Here is a 12,192-nt window from a genome sequence, read left to right as displayed (position 1 = left end):
AAGGAAAAGGCCTACAAACATTGACCGAGTGTCATAAAAGTTTTTTCTTACGGCGATAACCTACTTCGCCAAGCAGGCTTTCGAAAAACTTCAAGTCACAAGAATGCACTTGTGACATGCATCAATAAATGACCAAGCAGTCATAACATTACTTATAAGTTCTCCCGTCGCCCACTCGTCCTGAGTGCATCCAGTACAACTTCGCCCTTTAATGCCAGCACAGCGGTTCCATCGGCCGTGGTCATGTCTTCGCCGGCCAGCAAGGCATTGATGATGGCTTCTTCCACCGCTTCGGCGGCCGCCAGGAACAGCGGCGAAATATGGTCGTTGTTGACCATCTCCAGCGGACTGCTGAACGGCAGGCCCTTGCGCCCGTAATCGGCGGCGGGCAGCTGGTTGTTGCCAGTGGCGAAAGCCAGGAAGATATCGCCGCTGGAATCTTCGGTGCCGCCGCCGGTCCGGGCGATGCCGATGGAAGCCCGCTGCGCCAGACGCTGGCATTGATGGGGCAACAGCGGTGCGTCGGTGGCGAGAATCACCACGATCGAACCCATGCCTGGAGTGCCGCGCCGTGCGAATGGTGAAGGAACGTCCAGCAACTGGCGGCCGACCGGATAACCGTCCACCCGCAGTTCCTGGCGTTTGCCATGATTGGCCTGGACCAGTGCGCCGACGGTCCAGCCGCCCTGCGCTGCCGACAAGCGTCGCGACGAGGTGCCGATACCGCCCTTGAATTCGTGGCAGATCATCCCGGTCCCGCCGCCCACCGCGCCTTCGCTCACCGGCCCTGGCCGGGCATCGGCCAAGGCTTCACGGACCTGCGCCGGCCCGACGTGCTGGCCCCAGATATCGTTGAGCACCCCGTCATAGGTTTCCATGACCACCGGCATGCACCAGTACACCGCCGGGTCCGCCAGGCTGTCGCGCTCGTCGGCGATCAGCGCATCACGCACCACACCGACGCTATGGGTATTGGTGATCGCCACCGGCGTGGTCAGCAGTCCGGCTTCGCGAATCCACTCCAGCCCCGTGGCATCGCCATTGCCGTTGAGCACATGGCAGCCGGCAAAACTGGGCTGTGCCCGCGCCGCGCCGGCCCGAGGCTGGACGACCGTGACCCCGGTGCGCACCTGCTTACCGTCGATCTCGGTCCTGAGTGTGCTGTGACCGACCCGCACCCCCGGCACATCGGTGATGGCATTGAACGGCCCCGGTGTGCCCAGGCCCAGGGTGATTCCCCATTCACGTGCGCGCATAATCTCTCTCTGTCGGTGTCTCTGAAATAGGCGACCACTCTAGGCGCTCGGGCGCGGGTCGCCCATTCCCCTATCGGGGTACTGGCCTTTGCACGGATCTTCTAGACGGATACCCGGCCGCAGGCGTTAACTGACCTTCTGCATGATTGACCACGGCTCCAGGAACCCCATGTCCACTACCGTCAACCACTGGATCGACCTGGCCCAGGACCGGGACACCGGCATCGAAACCTTGCGCGCGCGCTTCAAGGGCCATGCCCACGCCTACGACGCCCATTGGCACGACAGCTATCTGGTCGGTGTCACCGAACAGGGCGTGCAACAGTTCAATTCCCGACGCAACCGCTACCACAGCCTGGCGGGCAACGTGTTCATGCTCGAACCCGGCGAGATCCATGACGGCGACGCCCCTACCGAAGGCGGCTTCACCTACCGCACGCTGTATCTCGATCCGCTCTGGCTGGAACGGGAAATGAACGCCCTGTTTGAAGAAGCGCCGCAAGGCAGCCAGCTGGGTTTCGTCAACCCACTGGCCACCGATACCCGCTTGGCCCAGGCCACCAGCGCGGCATTCGAGGCCATTCATACCCAGGAATTGCGCATCATCCGGCAAAGCGCCCTGGACCATCTGTTCGACAGTCTCACCGGCCATCTGCACTGGCGCACCCGCTACAACGAGGACCCACGCCTGCCCCGGGTGGCCCAGGTCGCCCGCGAGTACCTGCACGCCCACCTGCAACACGACATCAGCCTGGATGAAGTCGCGGCGATCTGCGGCGTCGACCGCTTTCGCCTGACCCGCGCCTTCAAGGCCGCCTATAACCTGCCGCCCCACGCCTATCTGGTGCAATTGCGCGTGGCCAAGGCCCGACAACTGCTGTCCCGGGGCGAAACCCCGGCGAATGTCGCCATGGCCCTGGGCTTTGCCGACCAGAGTCACCTGGGGCGCTGGTTCATGCGCGCCTACGGCCTCACCCCGGCCGCCTACCGCAAGCGTTGCTCAAATCTTCCAGACGCCTGAGGCGCCGCACGGGAAGATCGGCCCATCGATCTTCCCGCGGAGCCCCACCCCATGTTGTCCACCTTCCCCAGCCTGTTGCCATTCCTGCTGTTCGCCACCGTCGCCTCCATCACACCGGGACCGACCAATGTCCTGGTGCTGAGCAACAGCGCCCGCTATGGCCTGGTCGCGGCCCTGCCGATCATTTTCGGAGCCTGTGCCAGCGCGGCGCTGATCGTCCTGCTGGTGGGTTGCGGCGTCGGCCAGTCGCTGGCCGGCCTGCCCCTGGTGCAGACCGCCATGCAATGGCTGGGCATCGCCTGGTTGAACTACCTGGCCTGGCAGATCTTCAGTGCACCGGCGAACGCCATCGACCCCGACACCGAACACACCAGGCGCCTTGGCCTACTGGGCGCCGCCAGCCTGCAACTGATCAACCCGAAAGTCTGGATGATGGCCCTGGCGGTGGTCGGCGTATTCGCCGGCAGCGGCGCCGAACGCCAGGCCCATGTGCTGTCGCTGTCCCTGGCGTTTTTCCTGGTGTCGGTTCCGTGCCTGGTGCTGTGGGGCGTGCTGGGCGTCGGCTCCGCGCGGCTGTTTCGTTCGCCCCGGGCGATGCAACGCTTCAATCGCTGCATGGCGCTGTTGCTGCTGGTTTCGGCCTGGCTGAGCGTGCTGGTATAACAAGGGGAGTCGCCGCAGTGCAAAAGCCGGTCGCCCTGGTGCGCTTTCGCCCTCGACCGGCTGCGTAACGTGGCCGGACGGTGCATGAAGACACCGGCCTCCACAATAAACGACCTGCCGCGAGATCTGCGAATCATGAAAAGACTGTTCAACAGCTGTCTGTTCCTCTGCGGTACCGCCCTCCTGAGCACCAGTGTGCTCGCTTCCGAAGACGCTTCCTGCAAGACCGTACGCATGGGCGTGGTCAACTGGACCGACGTGATCGCCACCAGTGGCATGGCCGACGTACTGCTCGATGGATTGGGCTATGAAAGCAAGCAGACCAGCGCCGTGCAGCAGATCATCTTTGCCGGGATCCGCGACAAGCGCCTGGATGTCTTCCTCGGCTACTGGAAGCCGGCGATGGACAAGAACATCGCGCCGTTTGTCGCCGCCAACCAGGTCAAGGTCCTGGCCCAGCCGAGCCTGTCCGACGCCCAGGCCACCCTCGCCGTGCCGCAATATGTGGCTGACGCGGGCCTGAAGACCTTCGCCGATATCGCCAAGTTCAAGGACAAGCTCGGCGGCAAGATCTATGGCATCGAGCCCGGCAGCGGCGCCAACACCACCATCAAGACCATGATCGACACCGACCACTTCGGCCTCAAGGGTTTCAACCTGGTGGAGTCCGGGGAAGCCGGGATGCTCGCGGCGGTACAGCGGGCGGTCAACCGCAAGGAGTTCGTGGTTTTTGTGGGCTGGACCCCGCACCCGATGAACATCAACATGAAGATCACCTACCTGACCGGCAGCGAAGATGTCTATGGGCCTAACGAGGGTGCGGCCACCGTGTCCACCGTCACCGCTCCGGACTATGCCCAGCGTTGCCCGAACGTCACCAAGCTGCTGGAAAACCTGACCTTCAGCGCCGCCCAGGAAAGCCAGCTGATGGTGCCGATCATGGAGCGCCAGACGCCCCAGGACGTGGCGAAGAAATGGCTGCGCGATCACCCGGAAGATCTGCAGAAGTGGTTGAGTGGCGTGACCAGTGTTGATGGCAAGGACGGTGTCGCCACCGTGCAGGCCAGTTTGAAGTAGTGGTCATCCGTGTGGGAGCGATGCACCGCTCCCACCGGCTTACCTGGCATCAGGAACACTCCCGAGACTTTGCATGAGCGATTACCCGCTGTCTCCCCAGATGGGCGCCTTTGTCGCCCGGACCCTCGATTTCAGCTATCCGGACACCAGCATCAATGGCCTGCGTGTCGGTTACAGCACTATGTGCCGGGCCTTTACCCCGGTGCGCCCCACAGGCATCAGCGTCAGCGAACAGCTGATCGGCCAAGTCCCGATACGCCAATACCGCCCAGCCTCCGAGCCGCCGGCCAATGGCTGGCCCTGCGTGGTCTACCTGCACGGTGGCGGCTGGGTGGTCGGCGACCTCGACTCCCACGATTTCATCACCGCTGAACTGGCCTCCCTGCTCGACGCCGTGGTGATCGCCGTCGATTATCGACTTGCACCAGAACACCCCTTTCCGGCGGCCTTCGACGATTGCCTGGCGGTATGGCGCGGCTTGCAGACCGACGCCGCAACCTGGCAACTGGACCCACGGCGCATGGCGATTGCCGGCGACAGCGCCGGCGGCAATCTCGCCGCCGCCGTGTGCCTGGCACTGCGCGATGGCGGCCAGGCGCAGCCGCTGCTGCAAGCCCTGATCTACCCGGGGCTGGGTGGCGACGACAGACTGCCCTCACGCACCGAATGCGCCGACGCCCCGCTGCTCAGCGCCAGCGACGTGCACTGCTATCACGCCTTGTACCTGCCGGGTTCGGCCAAGCCTTCGGCCTATGCGATGCCGTTACAGGCCACGGATCTGCGGGGCTTGGCCCCGGCATTTATCGCCGTGGCACAGTTCGACCCCCTGCGTGATGACGGCGTGCAATACCGCGAGCGTCTTGAAGCGGCCGGTGTAACCGTGGATTTCCACCCCGGCCACGGCCTGGTGCACGGCTGCCTGCGGGCCCGGAACCTGGCGCCGGAAGTCGATCTGCTCTACACCAGACTCCTCGCCGCACTGCGTAAAGCCCTGACCCTCTAATCGATCTGGCCGGCAAAAGTTGCTTGACGGCCACCCTTGCCTTGAGTTCTTCTGAAACCGGTTTCAGTGCGAACGCACTAACCGCCTGCCGATAACGCCAAGAAAAGGTTTCAGGCCGTGAACAGTTTTTCCGCTGCCCAGCGCAGCCGCGTGACCATGCTCGATGTCGCCGAACGCGCCGGGGTTTCCAAGGCCAGCGTGTCGCGCTTTATCGGCGATGACCGCTCCCTGCTCTCCGAAGCCATCGCCTTGCGTATCGAGCAGGCGATCAGCGAACTGGGCTATCGCCCGAACCAGATGGCCCGTGGCCTGAAGCGCGGGCGTACGCGCTTGATCGGCATGCTGGTGGCCGATATCCGCAACCCTTATTCGATTGCCGTGATGCATGGTGTGGAAACCGCCTGCCGCGCCCACGGCTACAGCCTGGTGGTGTGCAACACCGACCGCGACGACCAGCAGGAACGCCTGCACCTGGCCGCGCTGCGCTCGTACAACATCGAAGGCCTGATCCTCAACACCCTCGGTCATGACCTCGAAGAATTGCAGGAACTGCAGCGGGAAATGCCGATGGTGCTGGTGGACCGCAAGGTCGAGCAACTGGACAGCGACCTGGTCGGCCTCGACAACGGCGCCGCCGTGCGCAGCGCCATCGACCACCTGGAACAACAGGGTTACCGCGATCTGATGCTGATCAGCGAACCCCTCGATGGCACCAGTTCGCGACTGGAACGGATCGAGCACTTCAATCTCGAAGTCGCCAGACACGGCGCGCTGAGTGGCCGCGTCGGCCATACCGGCGAATCCTTGCAGCGCCAGTTGCAAGATTTTCTGGCGACACCGGGCGCCGGGCCCAAGGCGCTGTTCTGCGCCAACGGCATTGCCGCCCTGGCCAGTGTCCAGGCCCTGCGGGCGCTGGGCTGTGATCTGTTCGACGACATCGGCCTGATCGCCCTCGACGACCTGGAATGGTTCCCGCTGGTCGGCAGCGGTATCAGCGCCCTCGCCCAGCCTACCCAACAGATCGGTGCCAGTGCCTTCGACTGCCTGTTCAAGCGCCTGCGCGGCGACAAGGGCGCCGCCAGGGCGATCGATTTTCCCGCGCAATTGATCGTCCGGGGTTCCACCCAACCCGCGAAATTGACCTGAGACACTCGGCGCCTGAACTCAGCCGTAAAAATCTGCCCAAAAATGAAACCGGTTTCAGAGGTACAAAAACAATGAAAGAACAGCTGTTTCCCGTCTCCATCAGCCTCTCCAGCTATGGCGCGACATGGGTTCGCGAACGTGGCCAGGAAAGCTTTATCGAACTGCTGGCCGAGGCCGGTGCCCGCCGTATCGAAGTTCGCGAAGAGCTGCTGACCGACGAAGACCCCGAGCGTTTTGCCGCCCGCGCGGCGGCCATGAACCTGGAATGTGCCTACTCTTCGCCCCTCGAACTGTGGCCCGCCGGCCAGTCGCGACCCGACCCGCAACTGGCGGCCACCCTGCAACGCGCCGCCGCCTTTGGCGCCCGCTGGCTGAAAGTCTCCCTGGGTTACTTCAGCGAAAACAGCGACCTGTCGGCCCTCGCCGGCCAGCTGTCGACATCAGCGGTGCGCTTGCTGGTGGAGAACGACCAGACCACCCAGGGCGGGCGCATCGAACCCCTGCTGCGTTTTTTCGACCAGGTCGAGCAACAGCACCTGCCGGTGAAGATGACCTTCGATATCGGCAACTGGCAGTGGCAGGACCAATCCGCCAGCAGCGCCGCGCGCCTGCTCGGCCGGCACGTCGACTACCTGCACTGCAAGGCTGTGAGCCGGCGCGCGGATGGCCAGCTCGTCGCCCTGCCGCCGAGCGCCAGCGACCTGGAGCAGTGGGAACGTTTGATGAGCCAGATGAGTCAAGGTGTAACCCGGGCCGTGGAATACCCGCTGCAAGGCGACGACCTGCTGGCCGTCACCCGTGAACAGGTGCAGAACCTGGCCCGCCTGGGCCACTCCATGGAGGAAGGCGCACATGCCTGAGATCGAAATTCTTTCATTCGGCGAAACCATGGCGATGTTCGTCGCCGAACAGACCGGCGATCTGGCCCAGGTCGAACACTTCCACAAGCGTATCGCCGGAGCTGACAGCAATGTAGCCATCGGCCTGGCACGCCTGGGTTTCAAGGTGAACTGGCTGAGCCGGGTCGGCGCCGACTCCCTGGGCCGTTTTGTCATCGACACCCTGCAAGGCGAAGGCCTGTGCTGCGATGACGTCGACATGGATCCAGGCTATCCCACCGGTTTTCAACTCAAATCCCGCGAGGATCTGGGAGCGGATCCCCGGGTGGAATATTTTCGCCGGGGTTCGGCCGCCAGCCGGCTGTCAGTCGCCGATATCCGTCCGCAGCTACTCGAGGCTCACCATCTGCACGCCACCGGTATTCCACCGGCCCTGTCGGCCAGTGCCCGCGAGCTGTCGTTCGAGCTGATGACGCGCATGGCCGCCGCCGGGCGCAGCGTGTCCTTCGACCCCAACCTGCGGCCGAGCCTGTGGGCCAGCGAGCGACAGATGATCGAGGACATCAACGCCCTCGCCGCCCTCGCCCATTGGGTCCTCCCGGGACTCGGCGAAGGGCGCTTGCTCAGCGGCTATCAGGAGCCGCGTGATATCGCCGCCTTCTACCTCGACCAGGGCGCCGCGGTCGTGGCCATCAAGCTCGGCGCCGATGGCGCCTACTACCGGACCCAACGGGACGAAGGGTTTGTCGCCGCCGTCCCGGTACACAAGGTGGTGGACACGGTCGGCGCCGGTGATGCGTTCGCCGTCGGCGTGGTCAGCGCGCTGCTGGAAAACCACAGCGTGGCCCAGGCCGTGGCACGCGGCAACTGGATCGGTGCCCAGGCGGTGCAGAGCCGTGGCGACATGGAGGGTTTGCCGACCCGGGAACAACTGACGGCGGCCCAGCGGTCCGCACCCGCCGACTAAGCAAGATCACGCTTTTTTGAATGCCCCCTGCTGCGACAAAAACAACAAGCTCAGGAGCCACACCATGCACACGCTGAAACTCGCCACCCGCCGCTGGTGGTACATCATGCCCATCGTTTTCATCACCTACAGCCTCGCCTACCTGGACCGCGCCAACTATGGCTTCGCTGCGGCCTCGGGCATGGCCACCGACCTCAACATCACCCCCGGCCTGTCGTCGTTGCTCGGCGCACTGTTCTTTCTGGGTTACTTCTTCTTCCAGGTACCCGGCGCCCTCTACGCGCAGAAGCACAGTGTGAAAAAGCTGATCTTCGTCAGCCTGATTCTCTGGGGTGGCCTGGCCACCCTCACCGGCATCGTTTCCAACGCCTATATGCTGATCGGCATCCGCTTCATGCTGGGCGTGGTCGAGGCCGCGGTGATGCCGGCAATGCTGGTGTACCTGTGTTATTGGTTCACCCGCGCCGAGCGCTCACGGGCCAATACCTTCCTGATCCTCGGCAACCCGGTGACCATGCTCTGGATGTCGGTGGTCTCGGGCTACCTGGTGCAGCATTTCAGCTGGCGCTGGATGTTTATCGTCGAAGGCCTGCCGGCGGTGATCTGGGCCTTTATCTGGTGGCGCCTGGCAGATGAACGCCCGGCCCAGGCGAGCTGGCTCAGCGCCGAGGAAAAACGTGACCTGGACAGCGCCCTGGCCGCCGAGCAGGTCGGCATCAAGGCGGTGAAGAACTACGCCCAGGCCTTCCGCGAACCCAAGGTGATCATCCTCGCCCTGCAGTTCTTCTGCTGGAGCATCGGCGTCTATGGTTTTGTGCTGTGGCTGCCGTCGATTCTGAAAAGCGGCTTGAAAATGGACATGGTCGAAGCCGGCTGGCTGTCGGCCTTGCCCTATCTGGCCGCGGTGATCGCCATGCTCGCGGTGTCCTGGGGTTCGGACAAGCTGCAGCGCCGTAAACGTTTTGTCTGGCCGCCCTTGCTGGTGGCTTCAGTGGCGTTCTATGCCTCCTACGCCCTGGGCGCGGAGCATTTCTGGTGGTCCTACAGTTTGCTGGTGATCGCCGGGGCCTGCATGTACGCGCCCTACGGTCCGTTCTTTGCGATTGTCCCGGAGATCCTCCCGGCCAACGTCGCCGGCGGCGCCATGGCGCTGATCAACAGTATGGGCGCCCTCGGTTCCTTCGGCGGTTCCTACCTGGTGGGCTACCTGAACAGCGAAACCGGCTCGCCGGGCGCGTCCTACCTGTTGATGAGCGGCGCCCTGCTGCTGTCGGTGATCCTGACCGTTTTCCTCAAACCCGGCGCCAGCGATCGCACAGCCCCCAAGGGCTTGCCGACGCGACGCGAGCTCTCCCATTCCTGAACCCTGTCGAGCGGACCCGATGAAAAAACCGGTTGTGTTGTACAAGAAGCTCTCGCCGTCACTGATGGCCCGCCTGCATGAACACACCCAGGTCACCCTGATCGAAGACCTCGGTGACAACGGCCTGGCGCAACTGCGCGCAGCCTTGCCCGAGGCTCGCGGCCTGCTCGGTGCCAGCCTGAAGCTGGACGCCACCCTGCTCGACCTGGCGCCAAAGCTGGAAGCCATTGCCAGTGTCTCGGTGGGGGTCGACAACTACGACATCGACTACCTGACCCGCCGACGGATCCTGCTCAGCAACACCCCGGACGTGCTGACCGAGACCACCGCCGACACCGGTTTCGCCCTGATCCTGGCCAGCGCCCGACGCGTGGTGGAACTGGCCAACCTAGTCCGTAACGGTCAGTGGACCCGCACTATCGGCCCGCTGCATTTCGGCAGTGATGTGCATGGCAAGAAACTCGGCATCATCGGCATGGGGCGTATCGGTGAGGCCCTGGCCCAGCGCGGGCATTTCGGCTTCGGCATGCCGGTGCTCTACCACAGCCACTCGCCCAAGCCTGAAGTCGAGCGGCGCTTCAATGCACGCTACCTGGGATTGCACGCCCTGTTGCGGGAAGCCGATTTTATCTGCCTGACCTTGCCCCTGACGCCTGAGACCGAGGGGCTGATCGGTGCCGGAGAATTGGCCTTGATGCGCCCGGAAAGCATCCTGATCAATATTTCCCGGGGCAAGGTGGTGGACGAGCAGGCGCTGATCCAGGCGTTGCAGAATCGGCAGATCCGTGGCGCCGGCCTCGACGTGTTCGAGCGCGAACCGCTGGCGTCGACCTCGCCGTTACTGAGCCTGAACAATGTGGTGGCCACGCCGCATATCGGCTCGGCCACCCACGAGACCCGCGAAGCCATGGCCCGCTGCGCGGTGGACAATCTGCTGGCGGCACTGGCCGGAGAACGGCCGGCGAACCTGGTCAACCCCCAGGCCTACCGGCACTGAGACCGGTGCCGGTAGCGAGGGTTGCCTGGGACTGGCAACCCTCGAAGGGTCAGATCACGAAGCGCGCGACCATGGTGTTCAGGTCCACTGCCAGGCGTGACAGTTCATGGGTGGCGGCGCTGGTCTGGTTGGCACCGGCGGCCGACTGGGAAGCCAGGTCGCGGATGTTCACCAGGTTGCGATCCACTTCACGGGACACCTGGGCCTGTTCCTCCGAGGCACTGGCGATCACCAGGTTGCGCTCATTGATCAGGTTGATGGAGTGGGTGATCTGCTCCAGGGCCACACCGGCGGCACGGGCCAATTCCAGGGTAGTCTGGGTCCGCTGGTTGCTCTGCTGCATCGATTGCACGGCCTGGCCGGTGCCATTCTGGATACCGGCGACCATCTGTTCGATTTCCTTGGTCGACTGCTGAGTGCGATGGGCCAATGCCCGCACTTCATCGGCCACCACGGCAAAACCACGCCCTGCCTCGCCCGCCCGGGCGGCTTCGATGGCCGCGTTGAGGGCCAGCAGGTTGGTCTGTTCGGCAATGGCGCGAATCACGTCGAGCACCTGACCAATCTCCCGGCCCTGGGCCGCCAGCCCCTCGACCAGTACCGAGGTGCTCTGCACATCCTGGGTCATGGCCTGGATCGCGCCGACGGTTTCCACCACCCGGTCCCGGCCTTCCCGGGCCGCCTGGTTGGACTGCTGCGAGGCTTCGGAAGTCGACACCGCATTGCGTGCCACCTCTTCCACCGCGCTGGTCATTTCGTTGACCGCCGTGGCCGCCTGCTCGATCTCGTTGTTCTGCTGCTGCAGCCCGCGGGATGCTTCCTCGGTCACGGCGCTGAGCTCTTCGGCCGCCGAGGCCAGCTGGGTGGCGGAACCGGAGATCTGCTCAATGGTCTTGCGCAGATTTTTCTGCATGGCCGACAAAGCCGTCAGCAGCCGCGCCGGCTCGTCCTTGCCGTCAACCTCGATGGCTTTGGTCAGGTTGCCGCCGGCTATGGTTTCGGCGGCTTCAACGGCCTTGTTCAATGGCGTAACGATGCTTCGAGTCAACAACCAGGCCAGCAGTACGGTCATCAGCGCCGCCACCACCGAGACCAGGATGATACCGAAGCTGGCCGTGCTGTACTCCTCGCCCGCCAGCTTCGAGGCCGCCCTGGCACCGGCCTTGTTGATGTCCACCAACTGATTGAGCTGCACGCCCATCAGGTCGGTACCGGCCTTGATCTGGTTGTTGATCAGGTCGCGCATCTCGTCGACCTTGTTCTGCCGCGACAGGTCCATCATCCGGCTCTGATCATTCATATAAGTATCGAGCGTCGCCGCGAACTCCTTGTATTTGGCCAGTTCTTCACCGACGGCAGGCAAGTCGGCGTAACTCTTCTGATCCTTGCGCAACTTCTCCGACAACACCGAGATCCGTGTTTCAGCGTCCTGCAGGGCCGCCGGTTCACGGTTGATCAACACGCGAAACGAAAGAATGCGCATGCGCAGCACACCTTCGATCAGGTTGCCGAGATAGCCCACGCTGGGCAGCTGGTTGGTATCCATGTCAATGGACGCCTGACGAATCACCGTCATGCGGGTCTGGGAAAACACCCCCAGCACAATCACCAGTAATGCAATAAATGCAAAACCGAGAAAGGCGCGAGGGGCGATATTCATATTTCGTAGGGACATGGGCTGCTCTCTATAAGACGTGAGGACTACTAGCTTCCATGCCGGAAACCTGCCAGATAGCAAAAGGCTACGCCGACAGTTGTGCACCACTCTTTTCAACAACGGTGGGCTTACAACTGAGTATCGGCACAAGTTGTGAATTTATTCAGGGGGGAATGAAAAAATATTTCATTTTATGACTGGGC

General features: G+C 63.3%; 11 protein-coding genes. 9 read left to right on the top strand and 2 right to left on the bottom strand.

The features are described 5' to 3' along the window. Positions 1–152 precede the first annotated feature (152 nt). A complete protein-coding gene (locus HX866_RS07575; protein ID WP_177138803.1) occupies positions 153–1,256 on the bottom strand; it encodes a DmpA family aminopeptidase in 1,104 nt (367 codons plus the stop codon). A 169-nt stretch (positions 1,257–1,425) separates the two neighbouring features. Here HX866_RS07575 and HX866_RS07570 point away from each other — a divergent pair, with 169 nt between their 5' ends. The 9 genes from HX866_RS07570 (at position 1,426) to HX866_RS07530 (ending at position 10,332) form a co-directional block, all read left to right on the top strand. Further along, positions 1,426–2,277 carry an AraC family transcriptional regulator gene (locus tag HX866_RS07570; RefSeq protein WP_177138801.1) on the top strand — a complete coding sequence of 284 codons (852 nt, stop codon included), beginning with the start codon at positions 1,426–1,428 and terminating at the stop codon, positions 2,275–2,277. A 51-nt stretch (positions 2,278–2,328) separates the two neighbouring features. Next, positions 2,329–2,940 (top strand): LysE family translocator, encoded by a 612-nt coding sequence (locus HX866_RS07565; protein ID WP_177138800.1) that lies wholly within the window; start codon positions 2,329–2,331, stop codon positions 2,938–2,940. A gap of 135 nt (positions 2,941–3,075) precedes the next feature. Next, positions 3,076–4,017 carry a choline ABC transporter substrate-binding protein gene (locus HX866_RS07560; RefSeq protein ID WP_177138798.1) on the top strand — a complete coding sequence of 314 codons (942 nt, stop codon included), beginning with the start codon at positions 3,076–3,078 and terminating at the stop codon, positions 4,015–4,017. A 73-nt stretch (positions 4,018–4,090) separates the two neighbouring features. Beyond that, a complete protein-coding gene (locus HX866_RS07555) occupies positions 4,091–5,020 on the top strand; it encodes an alpha/beta hydrolase (RefSeq protein ID WP_177138796.1) in 930 nt (309 codons plus the stop codon). Positions 5,021–5,137: 117 nt separating this feature from the next. Continuing rightward, a complete protein-coding gene (locus HX866_RS07550) occupies positions 5,138–6,166 on the top strand; it encodes a LacI family DNA-binding transcriptional regulator (RefSeq protein ID WP_177138794.1) in 1,029 nt (342 codons plus the stop codon). A gap of 71 nt (positions 6,167–6,237) precedes the next feature. Beyond that, on the top strand, positions 6,238–7,026 hold the full coding sequence (locus tag HX866_RS07545; protein WP_177138792.1) for a sugar phosphate isomerase/epimerase family protein: 789 nt from the start codon (positions 6,238–6,240) through the stop codon (positions 7,024–7,026). Further along, a complete protein-coding gene (locus tag HX866_RS07540) occupies positions 7,019–7,972 on the top strand; it encodes a sugar kinase (protein WP_177138790.1) in 954 nt (317 codons plus the stop codon). Before HX866_RS07545 ends, HX866_RS07540 begins: the two co-directional genes overlap by 8 nt. 64 nt (positions 7,973–8,036) lie before the next feature. Further along, positions 8,037–9,335 (top strand): MFS transporter, encoded by a 1,299-nt coding sequence (locus tag HX866_RS07535; RefSeq protein ID WP_177097708.1) that lies wholly within the window; start codon positions 8,037–8,039, stop codon positions 9,333–9,335. A 19-nt stretch (positions 9,336–9,354) separates the two neighbouring features. Next, positions 9,355–10,332, top strand: a complete 978-nt coding sequence (locus HX866_RS07530; RefSeq protein ID WP_177138788.1) for an NAD(P)-dependent oxidoreductase — start codon at positions 9,355–9,357, stop codon at positions 10,330–10,332. Positions 10,333–10,381: 49 nt separating this feature from the next. On the opposite strand, the gene HX866_RS35025 is transcribed toward HX866_RS07530, so the two are convergent. Next, entirely contained in the window at positions 10,382–12,007 is a 1,626-nt protein-coding gene (locus tag HX866_RS35025; RefSeq protein ID WP_177138786.1) for a methyl-accepting chemotaxis protein, read from the bottom strand. Positions 12,008–12,192: the final 185 nt, after the last annotated feature.

The sequence above is a fragment of the Pseudomonas gingeri genome (assembly GCF_013386165.1).
GTDB lineage: Bacteria > Pseudomonadota > Gammaproteobacteria > Pseudomonadales > Pseudomonadaceae > Aquipseudomonas > Aquipseudomonas gingeri_C.
The sequence above is the reverse complement of the archived record's forward strand: the minus strand, read 5'-3'. Positions and strand labels throughout refer to the sequence as shown.